Genomic DNA, 16799 nt, shown 5'->3' on the forward strand with positions numbered 1-16799 from the left:
CAACTAACAACCAACAACGAACAACTCAAAAAAAGTTTAAACCGAAAAGTGAAAAACGAATGAAAAAGAACTTCCCTACCCTTTTATTGGCAATTCTGTTGCTGGTGCTTGGCTTCGGCGTGCAGGCACAGGTAATGATAGGATCTGCCGGTAAACCCAAAAACTTCAGCGTGCTGGAGCTGACGTCGCAGTACAAAAGCGGCGTTTATGGCGGCCTGCGTTTACCGCAGATGACAACGGCACAGCGCAAAGCGATCTCCGATACGCTGAGCGCAAACAATGTGGCTGCAAACGGCCTCATGGTCTACAACACCGACAACAACTGTGTTGAATACTGGAACAATGCCAAATGGGTTGGCATGTGCGACAATACATTTACCAACACACTTGATCCCCGCACACCAATATCGTCTACCGGCGGGGGCGGACCAGGTACGGTTGGCGACCCAGCCTGTACCACGACTGGCAATTATACTTTTAACGTGATCAGCGGTGGCGACTTTGCTACGGTTAACGTAACCAACGCAGCGGCAGGCACGTTTACGCTTAACTTTTCGCCCAATCCCAATGCAAGCAAGCGCATTGCGGTTATAAATGTGGTGAGCCCTTGCGGCAAAGCCTCTGTTTTTGCATATACACAAAACGGTGATGCCAGCGGTTGTGGTACCACTACCGTTCCGGCTATCGTGTCCCAAAATGGCACTAACATTTGCAGTGGTGGCGCTGCTAATTTAACCCTGAGCGGAAATCCTGCCTCAGGCACTTTCATCTGGACACTGAACGGCCAACAGGTGGGCACCGGTAACAACTATACTGCCACACAGACAGGCAACTACATTGTGTATGGCGATAAAATTGGTTGCTCTTCTTCTCAAAGCATTACCATAACGCAGAGCGGTTCGGCTGCTCCTGCTCCCGTGAACCTTGTTGTAATAGGCAACAACGGCGTAGCATGTGGCGCGGGCGGCACCGTGCAGCTGACAGCGACAGCTCCTGCAGCTGGTACCGTGGTATGGTACCATGATGGCGTAAAAACGGCTAATACCGGCATTACGGTGCAAGCGGGTAAAGGCGTTTGGACCGCAGTAGTGGACAACGGAGGTTGCGTGTCTGCACCTTCTAACGCAGCTACTGTTACAGAAGATAACAGCGGTGGTAGCATTCCTACACCAACATTAAAAATTAACGGAGCTACCAGTGGCTTTACTTTCTGCCAGGGCGGCAGCGCCTTTTTGGAAGTAGGCAACTACGACGCTCAATATACTTATACCTGGTATGCTGACAATACACAAATTGGACAGGGCACGGGTATTTCTTATAACGTGCCATCTGGCAGCAGCGTGGTAATGCGCGTACGTGCCAGCGGCACTGGTTGCGCAAAGGAAGGTTCTGTAAACCAAACCATTTCTACCACTGCGGCGCCTGCAGTTCCACAGCTGGTAGGCAATGGCGCTTTGTGCGGTGGTACAAGTGCGCTTACGGCACAAACTTCGGCTTCTTCTCCGGTATATTCATGGTACAAGGACGGCAGCCAAATAGCAGGCGCTACAGCCAGCACCTACACTGCTACTCAAATAGGCAACTATGGCGTTACTGTTACAAGCAGTGGCTGTGCCAGCCAGATGAGCGCGCTTAAAAATGTGGTACTCTCTGACTTTACTAACCTTACCTGGGTGCAAAACCCTAACCCGGCAACCTTTGGCGATAGCAAAGTGTACGAAGTATCTGCAGTAAATGGCCCTTTAACTTATAATTGGACAGTGAGCGGCGGTGCTTCTATTACAACCGGCCAGGGAACCAGTACCGTGCGGGTGCAATTCCCTGCCAGCGGCATTAGCCCTGTAACAGTAGGGGTAACGGCCAGCAATAGCTGCGGCAACGCGCTTAACAACAGCGCTTTTAGCAGTAACCAGGTGACCGTAACTCCTGCCTGCCCTACACCTACTATACAATCGCCTACTTCGGCACAAACCATTAATACGGTTACAGGCCAGCTGGTGAACCTTAGCATAACAGCTGCCAACATTAGCGCCCCTGTATATGTGTGGAAAGATGGCAGTAACAACACAGTAGGTAATGCGGCTGCCATTAATATAACAGCTGCATTTGGTACCCAAACTTATACTTGTATCGTTACCAACGGTTGTGGTGGTGCAGGTGTTAGTTCTGTCGTCTTTACAGTAATAGGCGCTGCTAACCCGGCTACACTGCCTGTAGGTACAGGCACAATAAGTGGTAAGCTATCTTTTGACATTGCCCAAAGCAATGACAATCTCAACGGTTGTGGCACATTGAGCAGCCGTGCTTCGAGTGGCACCAATTTTAACAACACGAGCCCTGTACAGGACAACCTGGCCACAGGACCATTTACAGCAAGCCAGGTGTACACCTTTACACCTAACCAAACTGTAACTAATGTGCGCTTCCAATATGTAGAAAGCCTTAGTGGTAAAATAGTACAGTCCGTTACACCAAATGGCAGCTACATAGGTAGTGTTGCCAGCGGTACGGCTTGTAAAGCAACGGTATTGTACCAAAACAGCCTGATGGCTGATGCGAAAGGATTGACCACCTCCCAGGCGCTAAAAGTTGATATTTATGCAGTGTACACTTTTAGCGGCACGGATTACGCGGTAAAACTGACTGCGAAGATTGCAGACTGTGCAGGTTGCGGCGCTTATGTAGCTGCCGGACAGTGGAAAGAATTTATGTGTTACAACCTGGGTGCTACGGAAAATGGTGACCCTTTTACACCCGTGCAATCCATACATGGTAACTATTACCAATGGGGCCGTAGTACTGTAGTGGCCGACGCTTCTACTCAATCGGGAGCCATTACTGGCTGGAATACTACCAGTGCCGTTGATGGATCATGGGCCGATGCCAGCAAAACAGGCTTTGACCCCTGCCCTACAGGTTTTAAAATGCCTACAAAAGCGCAGTGGGATGGAGTTGTGAATGCCAGCTTAAATCCTGTAACGCGTACTGGTAGCTGGTCAAAGAGCGCCACAAATTATACTACAGGAATTAAATTTGGTAATCGTTTGTTTTTACCGACTGCTGGTTCTCGGCACTACGCCAATGGAGCTCTCAACGATCGTGGCAGCAATGCTGCCTACTGGAGCAGTTCCATCAATGGCACCAACGGGTATTATATGTCCTTCGACGCTGGCAGCGCCAACACCTACAACAACAGCCGCGCCTACGGTTTTAGCGTCCGTTGTGTTGCAGAATAATACGGTTATTTATCTAATAAGACTATTAATGGTTTTAAAAATAGACGAGCGTTTATTTGTTTCTTTTAAAGAGGCTGTTGCAAAACAGTCTCTTTAACAAGTTAGGAAATAAGAAATGAAAAGAAAGCTGCAGTACCTCAATAACTGAGCGATGAGCCAGCTCAAAACCAAAAACTCAAAAAAAGTTTAAACCAAAAAAATGAAAAAAAAATGAAAAAAAACTTCCCTACCCTTTTATTGGCAATTCTATTGCTGGTGCTTGGCTTCGGCGTGCAGGCACAGGTAATGATAGGATCTGCCGGTAAACCCAAAAACTTCAGCGTGCTGGAGCTGACGTCGCAGTACAAAAGCGGCGTTTATGGCGGCCTGCGTTTACCGCAGATGACAACGGCACAGCGCAAAGCGATCTCCGATACCCTCAGCGCGAACAATGTGGCTGCCAACGGCCTCATGGTCTATAACACCGACAACAACTGTGTTGAATACTGGAACAATGCCAAATGGGTTGGCATGTGCGACAACACATTTACCATTAACCCCGACCCTAAAACGCCCATACCGCCTATCGGCGCGGATTTGCCAGGTACCGTTGGTGACCCTTCTTGTACCACGACCGGCAATTATACTTTTAGCGTAATCAGCGGTGGCGACTTTGCTACGGTTAACGTAACCAACGCAGCGGCAGGCACGTTTACGCTTCACTTTGCGGCAAATCCCAATGCAAGCATCCGCACAGCGGTTGTAAATGTGGTGAGCCCATGCGGTAACGCAGCTGTTTTTGCATATACACAAGACGGCGATGCCAGTGGTTGCGGGACCACTACCGTTCCGGCTATCGTGTCGCAGAATGGCACTAACATTTGCAGTGGTGGCGCTGCTAATTTAACCCTGAGCGGAAACCCGATTTCAGGCGCTTTCATCTGGACGCTGAACGGCCAACAGGTAGGAACCGGCAACCACTACACTGCCACACAAGGAGGCAATTATGTGGTATATGGCGATAAAATTGGCTGCTCGAATTCTCAAAGCATTACAATAACGCAGAGCGGCTCTGCTGCCCCTGCTCCAGTGAACCTGGTTGTAATAGGCAACAACGGCGTAGCATGTGGCGCAGGTGGTACAGTGCTGCTAACAGCTACAGCTCCTGCAGCTGGTACAGTAGTATGGTACCATGACGGCGTAAAAACGGCTAACACCGGCATTACGGTGCAAGCGGGTAAAGGCGTTTGGACAGCAGTGGTGGACAACGGAGGTTGCGTATCTGCACCTTCTAACGCAGCTACCGTTACAGAAGATAACAGCGGTGGAAGCATTCCTACACCAACATTAAAAATTAACGGAGCTACCAGTGGCTTTACTTTTTGCCAGGGCGGTAGCGCCTTTTTGGAAGTAGGCAACTACGATGCTCAATATACTTATACCTGGTATGCTGACAATACACAAATTGGACAGGGCACGGGTATTTCTTACAACGTGCCATCTGGCAGCAGCGTGGTAATGCGCGTACGTGCCAGTGGCAACGGTTGCGCGAAAGAAAGCTCTGTGAACCAAACCATTTCTACAGGAACTGCAGCACCTGTAGCTCCCCAGCTGGTAGGCAATGGCGCTTTGTGCGGTGGTACAAGTGCGCTTACAGCACAAACTTCGGCTTCTTCTCCTGTGTATGCATGGTACAAGGACGGCAGCCAGATAGCTGGCGCTACAACCAACAACTACACTGCTACTCAAATAGGCAACTATGGCGTTACTGTTACAAGCAGTGGCTGTACCAGCCAGATGAGTGCGCTTAAAAATGTGGTACTCTCTGACTTTACTAACCTTACCTGGGTGCAAAACCCTACCCCGGTAAACTTTGGCGATAGTAAAGTGTACGAAGTATCTGCAACGAACGGCCCGGTAACGTATAACTGGACAGTGAGCGGTGGCGCTACCATTACCACCGGTCAGGGCACCAGCAAAGTACTGGTACAGTTCCCTGCCAGCGGCGCGAGCTCTATGACGGTAGGTGTTACAGGCAGCAATGCCTGCGGTGCCGCGCTGAACAACAGCAGTTTTAGTGGCAATCCGGTGACGGTAAACAGTGCTTGCCCTACACCGATCATAACAGCGCCTTCTACAGCACAAACCATTAATGCCATTGCCGGCCAGCAGGTGAACCTAAGCATAACAGCTGCCAATACCAGTGCCCCTGTGTATGTGTGGAAAGATGGCGGTGGCGCAACCGTTGGCAGTGCAGCAGCTATTAATATCACAGCGGCATCTGGTACTAAGACATACACTTGTACCGTTACCAACGGTTGCGGTGGCGCAGGTGTTAGTTCTGTAACCTTTACAGTAATAGGTGCTACTGACCCGGCTACAATACCTGCAGGGGCTGGCACTTTTAGCGGCCAAACCTGCTTTGATGTGGCAAAAGGTAACGATGGTGGTGGCTGCGGACAACTTAGTGCCCGTGCCAGCCAAAAAACCGACTTTAGCCTTAGCACCACACAGGACCCTGCTGCCGGTGCGGTAGCAGCACCTTACACTGCCAGCCAGGTATATACTTTTACAACAAGTGGCACCGTAAGCAATGTGCGCTTCCAGTATGTAGAAAGTGTGAGTGGTAAGATAGTGCAGAGCATTACGCCCGTGGGCAACTACTCCGGAAGCATAACCAGTGGTACTGCCTGCAAGGCAACTGTCCTATATAAAAGCAGCCTGAATGCTGATGCCGCTAATCTTACAGAGGCACAAGCGCTAACTGTAGATATTTATGCCGTGTACAACAATGGCGCGCAGGATGTGGCAGTAAAGCTTACAGCCAGAATAAAAGACTGCGCATGTTGTGGCGCTTATGTAGCTGCCGGCCAGTGGAAAACGTTTATGTGCTACAACTTGGGGGCTACAGACCAAACACAGGACCCATTCAACCCACCGCCAGCGGGCAACTCCGGTGTTAATGGTGACTATTACCAGTGGGGTAGAAAAAATGCCGTGGCTACTGCTACCACCCCTTCAGGTGCCATTGCCGGCTGGAACACTACCATTGCCCCCAACGGGGCATGGACCGATGGTTCCAAAACAGTAAATGATCCGTGCCCTGCTGGGTATAGAGTGCCTACCGCCGCACAGTTCCAAGGTGTTGTAAACGCCAGTTTAAACCCTAGAACAGCGGGGGGTACCTTTAATAATAACGCGACTAATTTTGGCGCCGGAGTGCGATTTGGACAACGCTTATACTTACCGGCCGCCGGAAGCCGATTATACTCCGATGGCTCGATTTACTACCGGGCCTTAAAGGGATTCTACATGACATCAACCGAACCAAATGTATATGCTAACACGCTAGAGTTCATGGACACAGGTGCAGCCATAAGTAATAGCTACCAAAAGACCTTTGGCTTTAGCGTTAGGTGTGTTGCAGAATAATTCGATTATTTGACTATTTGGCGCTCCAGTCATGTTAAATAGATACGCAAGTAAAAAAGCAGGGTAACCGCAGGTAACCCTTTAAAAAGACAAAGCACCCCCACAACTGTTGGGGGTGCTTTGTTTATATGCAACTTGTTACCTCACCCCAACCCCTCTCCAAAGGAGAGGGGCTTGTCGCCCTCCACTTATTTTGTGGCATGGGTAAGGCCTGAGTAACCGAATAACTGAGTGGTTGAAGTTTGTAGCCGCTGGTTGAGATGTCATTTTTCAACTTTCCCCGCCTGAATGCCAGCCCGACGACCCATCCGGCGAGACTTCAGTCGGCGGGAAATTTCAATTTTCAATTGGGTCAATTTTTAGCTCTTTTTTAAATTCAAATGTCCTTTATAGCTTTTGCACTGCTTGTATCAGATCTATATTTGCATCAGCATTTAGGGATTTGTTTTTACCGCACATTTTTAAACAACACCATTGAAATTAAACTGCCAATCAACACCAAAATCAACCAAACACCAATAGGAATGAGGGCGCCTATATCCAAAAATGCCCGCTGGAAGCGTTGTTAATTTTTCATTTAACTATCTCTTTCTTAGTATTTCATAATAAGGCAGGGTATTTTGATACCATGTCAGAATCAAAGCCTCCGCCATTCCTGGCAGAGGCTTTTTTTTTAATTGAAAATGGAAAGTTGAAAGTTGAAAATGGGAACGCAGATTCTCATGATTTTGATGATCATTTAAGGTGTAGTTCAAATCATAATAAATCTTGACAATCATGAGAATCTGCGTTCTTCCTCATTTTCAATTTTCAATTTTCAACTTTCAATTTGTCAAATCGTCCTTTTTTGCAATTCAAACGGCCTTTTCATAGGGTGTCCTCCCGGCACGGCTTCTACCTTTGCCTCTCCAAATGAGGAAAACTTGATATATGAATAACAGCATCTAAACCTTAAGCATTAAACCTTATCCTTATTCCAGGACCCCTAACCTTAAACCTTAAACCATGAACCAAAAACTCAGAACACAAAACTCAAAACTCAAAACTCAAAATCCATGAAAGCCATCGCAACAACCCTGGCAACTGCACTGCTGGCAACCGCAAGCCTCAGCCAGGCACAAACCATACAGCTGGATCTTCCGCACTTTGCGGGCAAGCAATACGTGTACCAGCTTTTCCAGGGCGATAAAAAAGACACCATTATGACCGGCGCACTGGATAAAAATGGTAAAACCACACTCGTAATACCTGCCCGCTTTAAGGGCTACGTGGGCATGTCGCAATTTGCCCTTGCAGAAGGCGGCGGACTGGACATAGTAGTGAACCACGAAAACTTTACCGTGCGCTGCACAGAAGCCGCACCCAACATAGATAATATCTTCTACATCGGCTCCGCAGAAAATAATTTTCTGATGCGCCAATACCAAAAACAGCAGGCGATAATGGACAAAGCAGGCGCCATGCAAATGAGCATGCAGGCATATGGCAACACCCAAAGTTCCGTGTACAGTGTCGCAGATACTGCCATGCACCGCGTTTTCGAGAATGAGTTCAGGCAACTCAGTGGCCAGTTTTCTGCGCTACAGGCGCAAACCCTCGCCAGTCCGCTGTATGCGGCCAAGTTTCGCACCATGAACGATGTATTAATGGGCATCGGCAGCCAGCTTAAACTAAGCGAAAGCGAAAAGGCAGAACAAACGCGCATCTATATGCGCAATACACTGGATTGGGATGCCGCCTACACCAGCGGCCACTGGTCATCACTCACGAGTAGCTGGATGCAGCTACAGGCAGAAGGTATTAAAAGTGATAGTACGCTGCTGTCAGATGCACAGCACATGCTTGCACGCACACGCTCCAACCTTGTATATACTGCCCTGGCAGAACAATTTGCCGGCCTGTTCAGCAAGTATAACAAAGACAGCCTGTTTCAATGCATGCGGATACCCATCCAGAAATCTGGCAGGTTAAGTTCGCCCTCAAAAAAGCTGCAAACAATGCTCAATTCACTACAGGCAGGTAGTATGGCTCCGCCCATTATAGGGCTGATAGACAGAGCGCCGGCAGAAAAAACGCTGCTCGTATTTTACGAATCGGGTTGCGGCAATTGCGAAAATGAACTTACTCAACTAACAGGCAACTACACTTTTTTACAGGGCAAGGGCGTACGGGTCATAACCGTTTCATCAGACGTCAATAAACTTGTTTTCGACTATAACGCCGCAAAAATGCCGTGGAGCGACAAACTTTGCGACTTCAACGGCTTTGAAGGTGTCAATTTTAAAAGCTACGGCGTCATAGGCACCCCCACCATGTTTGTAATAAACAAAGAAGGCAAAATAGAAGGTCGCTATGCAAGGCTTGCCGATACGGGGCTGATGAAGTGAATAATTGAATAACTGAATAACTGAATAACTGAGTAACTGAGTAACTGAATAACTGAGTGGTTGCTATTTGATTATGCCCCTCGGCGTTCGGACTTTCAGTTATTCAGTTATTCAGTTATTGAGTTATTTGCCCTGCATTATTTCCCCAAAATCTCAACTAAATGTCAGCATACAAGTTCCGGGACGATTTGAAACAGCGAACAAAATTATTCGCTATCAGGGTGGTTAATGTTTACAGGGCTTTACCAAAAACGGCAGATGCGCAGATTATAGGGAAGCAATTGTTGAGATCCGCAACGTCGGTTGCAGCCAATTACCGCGCTGCTTGCCGGGCGCGTTCGTTTGCTGAGTATCACAGTAAATTATCCATTGTTATAGAAGAGACTGACGAATCAATGTTCTGGTTAGAAATCTTGTGTGAAACTGGTATTGTCAAGAAAGAACTATTACAATCCTTATATGCAGAAAACGAAGAAATTTTAAAATCATGTCCGTGGCCCGGAGGAACTCAAAGAAAATAACTGAATAACAGAATAACTGACTAACTGAATGGTTGAGTAATTGAGTTTTTCTATTTCGTTAAGCCTCTCCGACGTTTAACCTTCAGTTATTCAGTTATTTGCCTCAAGCAAAGCCAGCATTCAATAACCCGCTCCGACTTTCAACTTTCAGTTACTCAGTTATTCAGTTACTCAGTTTATTCAATCAGCAACTTCATAAACTCAGACGAGTCTCCATTAAAAACATTAAAATCTACGCGGTTGGCAATGCCATTGATGTGGCCGCTTTCGCTGTGTTGCCAGAAGGTCCATTCGCGGGTAATGCGCGGCTTGTCTTTTTGCAGATAATGCGCTACCCACAACGGATAATCGTCGAAATCGTTTTTGAGATATTGATTGTAAAAATCGACATTGGTATAAATGATAGGCATTACGCCGTAGTATTCGTGAATGGTATCAAGAAACTCTTTTACGCGTTGCCTTACTTTATCGCCGCTTACGCCGTAAGCCTGCTCCACATCAAGAACGGGAGGCAAGTCGCCGGTTTCCAGTTGAACCGTATTGATGAAATTTTCGGCTTGCGCTTTGCCACTTTTTGTGGCTAGGAAGAAATGATAGGCGCCTCTTATTACTTCAGCTTTTTTGGCGTCTCGCCAGTTTTGCTTGAAATAACCATCGACATTTCCCAGACCTTCAGTGGCTTTTATGAAAGTGAAGCCAATTTGTATATTGTCGACGTTCATGGCTTTTACCTCTGCCCAATCGATATCGCGCTGGTACTTGGAAACATCAATGCCGTGAATGGTGAAATTGTAAGGAATATCGATGCCAAACTCAGGATAACGTGCAAACTTGGGAACATTTCTGTTGTAAAGCCACCAGGCTAACACTCCCAATACGGCTAAGATCAGTAAGGATAGAAGGGATCTTGCGGTAACTTTCGATTTCTTGGTTTGGGCCATGAGCAAAAATAACTGAATAACTGAATAATTGAATAACTGAGTGCCAGAATAACTGAGTAACTGAGTAACTGAATAACTGAATGGTTGATAGTTGATTATGCCCTTCGACTTTCGGACTTTCGGTTACTCAGTTACTCAGTTATTCAGTTATTTGCCTCGAGGAAAGTCCGCATTCAATAAACCCCTTCGACTTTAAATCACTCAGTTATTCAGTTATTCAGTTATTCTTACCTTTGCGCCTATGGGTCAATTCAATTGGAACGACAGTTTGAACCTTTTATCCCGGATGACGCCACGACGTGCATGGAACGGCATTAAAGTTTTGAGCAGTTATTACGTAAGCAAGTGGACGAAGAAGCCAATTCAATGGGGTTATCCTGTTTCCATTTCCTTTGAACCCACCACATCCTGCAATCTTCGCTGCCCCGAATGCCCCAGCGGCCTGAGAGCTTTTACAAGACCAACAGGAATGTTGAAGAACGATTTTTTTAAGCAAACCATTGATCAGCTGTACAAAGACCTTTTTTACCTGGTGTTTTACTTCCAGGGAGAGCCTTACCTGAATCCGGATTTTCTTGAAATGGTAAAATACGCCACGAAGAAAAAGATATATACGGCAACTTCTACCAACGCGCATTACTTAACGGATGAGAACGCCAAAAGAACCGTGGAAAGCGGGCTCGACAGGCTGATCATTTCCATTGATGGCACCACGCAAGACGTGTATCAGCAATACAGAGTAGGTGGTAAATTGGAGAAGGTGATCAAAGGAGCGGAGAATATTGTGAAGTGGAAAAAGGAATTGAATAGTAAAAAGCCATTCGTGATCTTTCAGTTTTTGGTAGTAAAACCAAATGAACACCAGATAGCAGATGTTAAGGCATTGGCTGAAAAAATAGGTGTAGATGATGTGTGGCTGAAAACAGCGCAGGTGTATGATTATGAAAATGATCCGCATCAACTGATACCAACTATTGAGAAATACAGCCGCTACAAAAAAAACGAGGAAGGTGTGGTTCAGTTTAAAAACAAGCTGGAAAATCACTGCTGGCGGCTCTGGCACGCGACTGTGATAAGTTGGGATGGACTGGTGGTGCCCTGCTGTTTTGATAAAGATGCTACGCACAAACTGGGTAGCCTGAAAGATAAAAGTTTCAAAGAGGTTTGGCAAAGTGATGAATATGTAAAATTCAGGAGAGATATTCTGCAAAGCCGCAAAAACATTGATATTTGCGCGAATTGCAGTGAGGGAACGACAGTGTGGAATTGAGGAGGGTGAATGGTGAATCGTGAATCGTGAATGAGACTCGCCGCACAGGACGGAACTTCAAAATAGTGCAGTTTCTCAATCTTTCGCGAACTATTCACGTTTCACCATTCACGATTAGCAAACTTGCCTAAACTTTTTTATTTTAGTAACCGAACATTTTTGTCACTATGGGTATCGAACAAGACATATATCAAACGACTTTTAGAAGTGAGCATCAGAAATCTGCGATAAATCTGATTTATACGTACAACTGGTTCATGGAAAAAGTTAAGAAAATACTAGAGAAGGAAGACATCACTTCTCAGCAATTTAACATTTTGCGTATACTTCGCGGGCAATGCGGACCGCTTTCCACCTTGCAGATCAGGCAGCGCATGCTTGATAAAATGAGCGATACCAGCCGCATCGTTGATCGGTTAATTGCTAAAGAACTTGTTAAAAAAGTGACTTGCGAAAATGACCGCAGGCTTGTGGACGTTACCATAACCCCTAAGGGTCTTGAGTTGCTATCAGAGCTTGATAAATACCAGGATGAGATGGATGGCTTGTTCAGCCGTTTGTCTGATGAGGAAGCAAAAACCTTGAATACACTTTTAGACAAAGTGAGAGGTGGATGCAACGCGGAATAGATTATTAATCTCTTTACCCATATGATAATGAAAAGTGCCCAAAGGCTTATTATAGGATTGTTTTGTTTTTTTCAGTTCGTCCCTTTATCCAAATCGGTTGCCCAGGAAGCGAAACCTGAATTCAGAGCTGCGTGGATAGCTACTGTTGATAATATCGACTGGCCAAACAAGGGTGAATACAATACGGCAAACCAACGCCAGCAATTTATTGATTTGCTGGAAATGCATAAGCGCAATGGCTTGAACGCAGTAGTTGTGCAAATAAGACCTTCGGCTGATGCGTTCTATCCTTCCTCATTTGAGCCCTGGAGCCAATGGCTCACCGGCACGCAGGGCAAACCGCCTGTTCCTTACTACGATCCGCTACAGTTTATGATTGCAGAAACGCACAAACGCGGAATGGCTTTTCATGCATGGTGCAATCCTTACAGAGCTGAGTTTTTAATTGGCAAATCTTCTATCGCGCAAACACACATCACCAAGGTTCATCCCGAGTGGTTTCTTCCTTATGGTGATAAACGTTATTTCGATCCAGGTAATAAAGAAGTTCAAAAATTTGTAACAGAAGTGATCAGAGATGTTGTGAGCCGCTACGCCGTAGATGGCATTCATTTCGACGATTATTTTTATCCATACAGAATTGCGGGAAAAGAATTTCCTGATAATGCGAGTTATGCGAAGTACGGTAACGGCATGTCAAAAGATGACTGGCGCAGATCCAACGTTGATTCCATTATTGTGAGCTTGAACAAAGCCATTAAAGAAACGAATCCTGCCTGCGTGTTTGGCATAAGCCCGTTTGGTGTTTGGAGAAACAAAGACAAAGATCCTGAAGGCAGTGAAACAAAGGCGGGTCAAACAAACTACGACGATTTGTACGCAGATATTTTACTGTGGTTAAAAGAAGGTTGGATCGATTATGTGGCACCACAGCTGTACTGGGAAATTGGTTTTAAAGTAGCCGATTATACCGTATTGCTGGATTGGTGGAGCAAACATACTTATGGCAAACATTGCTACATAGGTCTTGGGGTTTACAGAGCCAACACCAATGCTGCATGGCGAGATAAAACGCAATTACCGCGACAAATAGAAATGCTTCGCAACACCCCAAATGTTCAGGGTATGATCTTCTTCTCCAGCAAATCTTTTGTAAACAATCCAAACGGCTGGAGCGATAGTTTGCGATTGAACTACTTTAAAGACCCCGCGCCGTTGCCCACAATGGACTGGATCAAGTAGTGAGCAATAACTGAATAACTGAATAATTGAATAACTGAGGGCTTGAAAATCAAAAAGACTCTTCGATTATGAACATTCAGTTATTCAGTTACTCAGTTATTCAGTTATTATTTTTGCATCGTTGTGTAAATATTATTGTTTCCCGAATTTTCTTTCACTTCATTTACGCGCTGTAGATTTGCGGAAAACCAAACAGGATGAGATTTTTGGCGATCGCATTGGCTTTGCTCGGCGGAATTGTTGCGCAGGCTCAAACCACAAAAGACAGCACTCAACGAATCAACTTTCATTTCCAGACAACTTACATATACCAGTACAAACCTTCTTTTCATTCTCCCTATAGCGGAACAAACAGCTTGAAAGGGGAAGAAGAAAAACAAAACTCGCTTTCAGCCACATTGTATCTCGGTGCAAGATTATGGAAAGGTGCTGCCATTTTCATAAATCCCGAAATTGTTGGTGGTAGTGGCTTAACAGGCGCAGTGGGTATGGGCGCTTCATCGAACGGTGAAACCTTTCGCGTAGGTAACCCCGAGCCAACTTTATTTTTAGGCAGGGCATTTTTACAACAAACATTTGCGCTAAAAGGCGGTTACGAAGATGTAGATGATGCAGCAAACCAGCTTCGCGGGAAGGAGCCAAAAAACTTCGTTCGCGTACTCGCAGGAAAATTCGGTCTCGGAGATATTTTTGACAATAACGATTATAGCAACGCACCAAGAACGCAGTTCCTCAACTGGGCATTCATGAATAACGGTGCCTGGGATTATGCAGCTGATGTACGCGGCTATACCTATAGTGTTTCAGCGATGTTACAATTGGGCAACTGGGCGTTTAAAGCTGGCGCTGCAGCACTTCCAACTACAGCCAATGGCGATAAATTAAATACCAATTTATCTGAAGCCATCGCACTGAATGCGCAAATTGAAAGAGCTTTCACAATTAACAACAGACCGGGAAACATTAAGTTGCTCGGGTTTCACAACAGAGCCAACATGGGTAACTACGATTCAGCTATCAAAATGGTTGAACCTGACATAACAGCAACAAGGGAATTCGGCAGAACGAAATACGGGTTTGGCGTGAACTTTAGCCAGCAGACGGGAAAATACACCGGCCTGTTTGCACGGGCAGGATGGAATAATGGTAAAAATGAAACATGGTGCTTTACAGAGATAGATCAAAATTTATCTGCCGGTATTCTTATTAACGGCGGCAAATGGAAACGCGATGATGATGAACTTGGTATTGCCACAACATTAGGTGGTTTGTCAAAAGATCACCGTGAATATCTTAAGCTAGGGGGAAATGGTTTTATACTTGGTGATGGAACCATAAATTATGCTGTTGAAAACGTTACTGAGATCTACTATAAAGTAAAACCTTTCAAACAGTATCCCATCTGGTTTTCGGGCGATTACCAGTTCGTATTGAATCCGGGCTACAACAAAGATCGCGGTCCTGTGAGTATATTGTCTGCGAGATTCCATGTGGAGTTTTAGTGAGAGATAGCACACGGATGACACGGATTAGACGGATTTACGCTGATTTTTCAAGCTGAATAACTGAGTAACTGAATAACCGAATGTTCGAAGTTGAAAAGTTTGTTTGAATATTAGCATTCAGTTATTCAGTTACTCAGTTATTCAATCATTATAGACACACTCTATGTCATCATAGAAAAAATCAACTGCTTCTATGATCAATCTTCCATACTTTCGCGCCTCCATTAGGAAAAATAATTAAACAAGAATATGAGCAACAAAGTATTATCAATCGGAGCAGAGTTTCCAGAGTTCAACAAGAAGGCAGTAGTATCAATAGAAAAAGGAAAAGAGTTTTACGATATTTCTTCTGAAGAAATTAAGAACAGCGGCAAATGGATGGTGATGTTCTGGTGGCCAAAAGATTTCACTTTTGTATGCCCTACAGAAATCGCTGAGTTCAACAAGCATTACCAGGATTTCGCAGATCGTGATGCAATCTTAATCGGTGCTTCTACAGACAGCGAGTTTGTACACGTAGCATGGAGAAGAGATCACGAAGACCTGAAAGGCTTACAGTTCCCAATGTTGGCAGATACGTCAAAATCACTTGCTGAAGAATTAGGTATCCTTGAACCAAACGAAAAGATCGCTTACCGCGCTACTTTCGTTGTAGATCCTCAAGGTATTGTACGTTGGGTTTCTATGTACGACCTGAGTGTTGGCCGTAATGTAAAAGAAGTATTACGTGTATTGGATGCTCTGCAAACAGACGAACTTTGCCCTTGTAACTGGCAAAAAGGTGAAGCTACTTTAAACGCTTAAGAAATATAAAAAAGTCCGGTCACGTCACCGGACTTTTTCCCCTCTCTCCGGTATACTTTCATACCAATTACAACGATTCTTGTTCAAAATAATTTTTTAGTTATCAGTGCAGCATTGTGCTGATGCTTTTACATTCTTAAAATCGGGAAATATGTTTGGAACTACAAATACAACAGATAATGCAGTGGCGCTTTTGAAAGACCTTGGTCTTGGCGAAGAGCATGTGAGCGACAACCTGAAATTGCTGGCATCGACTGACAGCAAGTATCTGCGCGACCTTAAAATAAATGTTACAAATGCACTGACTGCAGAAACGCTTTCAAAAAAAGAAGCTTATTTGCTGGCATTGGCAGTTGCAACCAATGAAAAAAATGCACTCCTTCAAAATGCTTTTACGGTATTTGCAAAAGCAGAAGGTGCAAACGAAAAAGAAATAGCCGAAACAATAAGCTGCACAAGTTTGCTTACTGCAAACAATGTGTACTATCGTTTCCGTCACTTTATGCACGATGAATTTTACAACAATGCACAAGCCGGTATTCGCATGAGCATTATGGCCAATCCAATCTTGGGAAAGGAATTTTTCGAATTGCTAAGCCTTGCTGTTAGTGCTTTGAACGGTTGTGAATTGTGTGTAACATCTCACGAAAAAACATTGATCGGACATGGCACTGCTAAGCAACGTATACATGATGCAGTAAGACTTTCGGCGGTTATAAAAAGCCTTGTGGTTTTAATGTAGTCCGCATAGTGAACATGAGAGAAAGCAAAAGCCGGTTGTTATGCAACCGGCTTCTTTTTTAATTATCTGATGCCATGGTTCGTGAAGACACGAACCATGGCCCTAGGTTGT

The 16799-nt window shown here is 45.3% G+C and carries 11 protein-coding genes; 10 read left to right on the top strand and 1 reads right to left on the bottom strand.

Features of this window, described 5'->3' with window-relative positions:
- Window positions 1-59 precede the first annotated feature (59 nt).
- From KTO63_RS11400 to KTO63_RS11415, 4 genes are all read left to right on the top strand, one after another.
- Window positions 60-3236, top strand: a complete 3177-nt coding sequence (locus tag KTO63_RS11400; protein WP_217791413.1) for a fibrobacter succinogenes major paralogous domain-containing protein — start codon at window positions 60-62, stop codon at window positions 3234-3236.
- A gap of 210 nt (window positions 3237-3446) precedes the next feature.
- Window positions 3447-6647: a fibrobacter succinogenes major paralogous domain-containing protein gene (locus KTO63_RS11405; protein ID WP_217791414.1), complete on the top strand. Its 3201-nt coding sequence runs from the start codon at window positions 3447-3449 to the stop codon at window positions 6645-6647.
- A gap of 1055 nt (window positions 6648-7702) precedes the next feature.
- Window positions 7703-9034, top strand: coding sequence for a peroxiredoxin family protein (locus tag KTO63_RS11410; protein ID WP_217791415.1), 1332 nt, complete (start codon window positions 7703-7705; stop codon window positions 9032-9034).
- Window positions 9035-9195: 161 nt separating this feature from the next.
- Window positions 9196-9555 carry a four helix bundle protein gene (locus KTO63_RS11415; protein ID WP_217791416.1) on the top strand — a complete coding sequence of 120 codons (360 nt, stop codon included), beginning with the start codon at window positions 9196-9198 and terminating at the stop codon, window positions 9553-9555.
- Window positions 9556-9731: 176 nt separating this feature from the next.
- On the opposite strand, the gene KTO63_RS11420 is transcribed toward KTO63_RS11415, so the two are convergent.
- The gene (locus tag KTO63_RS11420; RefSeq protein WP_217791417.1) at window positions 9732-10496 is read right to left on the bottom strand and encodes a glycoside hydrolase family 25 protein; all 765 of its coding nucleotides are present in this window, start codon (window positions 10494-10496) and stop codon (window positions 9732-9734) included.
- Between the two features lie 241 nt (window positions 10497-10737).
- Between KTO63_RS11420 and KTO63_RS11425 the strand changes: the two genes are divergently transcribed.
- The 6 genes from KTO63_RS11425 to KTO63_RS11450 all read left to right on the top strand — a co-directional run bounded on the left by KTO63_RS11425 (window position 10738) and on the right by KTO63_RS11450 (window position 16688).
- Window positions 10738-11766 (top strand): radical SAM/SPASM domain-containing protein, encoded by a 1029-nt coding sequence (locus tag KTO63_RS11425; RefSeq protein WP_217791418.1) that lies wholly within the window; start codon window positions 10738-10740, stop codon window positions 11764-11766.
- A 167-nt stretch (window positions 11767-11933) separates the two neighbouring features.
- Window positions 11934-12395, top strand: a complete 462-nt coding sequence (locus KTO63_RS11430) for a MarR family winged helix-turn-helix transcriptional regulator (protein WP_217791419.1) — start codon at window positions 11934-11936, stop codon at window positions 12393-12395.
- 27 nt (window positions 12396-12422) lie between these two features.
- Window positions 12423-13637 (top strand): glycoside hydrolase family 10 protein, encoded by a 1215-nt coding sequence (locus KTO63_RS11435; RefSeq protein ID WP_217791420.1) that lies wholly within the window; start codon window positions 12423-12425, stop codon window positions 13635-13637.
- Window positions 13638-13834: 197 nt separating this feature from the next.
- Window positions 13835-15139, top strand: a complete 1305-nt coding sequence (locus KTO63_RS11440; RefSeq protein WP_217791421.1) for a carbohydrate porin — start codon at window positions 13835-13837, stop codon at window positions 15137-15139.
- Window positions 15140-15391: 252 nt separating this feature from the next.
- Window positions 15392-15946, top strand: coding sequence for a peroxiredoxin (locus tag KTO63_RS11445; protein WP_217791422.1), 555 nt, complete (start codon window positions 15392-15394; stop codon window positions 15944-15946).
- A 151-nt stretch (window positions 15947-16097) separates the two neighbouring features.
- Window positions 16098-16688: a carboxymuconolactone decarboxylase family protein gene (locus tag KTO63_RS11450; RefSeq protein WP_217791423.1), complete on the top strand. Its 591-nt coding sequence runs from the start codon at window positions 16098-16100 to the stop codon at window positions 16686-16688.
- Window positions 16689-16799 lie beyond the last annotated feature (111 nt).

Source organism: Pinibacter aurantiacus, assembly GCF_019130065.1.
In the GTDB taxonomy this organism is placed as follows: domain Bacteria; phylum Bacteroidota; class Bacteroidia; order Chitinophagales; family Chitinophagaceae; genus Pinibacter; species Pinibacter aurantiacus.

Excerpts from the sequence above, each read along its gene's own strand:
- KTO63_RS11405 (WP_217791414.1), top strand. The coding sequence starts at position 3,447 with ATGAAAAAAAACTTCCCTACCCTTTTATTGGCAATTCTATTGCTGGTG.
- KTO63_RS11430 (WP_217791419.1), top strand. The coding sequence starts at position 11,934 with ATGGGTATCGAACAAGACATATATCAAACGACTTTTAGAAGTGAGCAT.
- KTO63_RS11435 (WP_217791420.1), top strand. The coding sequence starts at position 12,423 with ATGAAAAGTGCCCAAAGGCTTATTATAGGATTGTTTTGTTTTTTTCAG.
- KTO63_RS11445 (WP_217791422.1), top strand. The coding sequence starts at position 15,392 with ATGAGCAACAAAGTATTATCAATCGGAGCAGAGTTTCCAGAGTTCAAC.
- KTO63_RS11440 (WP_217791421.1), top strand. The coding sequence starts at position 13,835 with ATGAGATTTTTGGCGATCGCATTGGCTTTGCTCGGCGGAATTGTTGCG.
- KTO63_RS11425 (WP_217791418.1), top strand. The coding sequence starts at position 10,738 with ATGGGTCAATTCAATTGGAACGACAGTTTGAACCTTTTATCCCGGATG.
- KTO63_RS11450 (WP_217791423.1), top strand. The coding sequence starts at position 16,098 with ATGTTTGGAACTACAAATACAACAGATAATGCAGTGGCGCTTTTGAAA.
- KTO63_RS11400 (WP_217791413.1), top strand. The coding sequence starts at position 60 with ATGAAAAAGAACTTCCCTACCCTTTTATTGGCAATTCTGTTGCTGGTG.
- KTO63_RS11415 (WP_217791416.1), top strand. The coding sequence starts at position 9,196 with ATGTCAGCATACAAGTTCCGGGACGATTTGAAACAGCGAACAAAATTA.
- KTO63_RS11410 (WP_217791415.1), top strand. The coding sequence starts at position 7,703 with ATGAAAGCCATCGCAACAACCCTGGCAACTGCACTGCTGGCAACCGCA.
- KTO63_RS11420 (WP_217791417.1), bottom strand. The coding sequence starts at position 10,496 with ATGGCCCAAACCAAGAAATCGAAAGTTACCGCAAGATCCCTTCTATCC.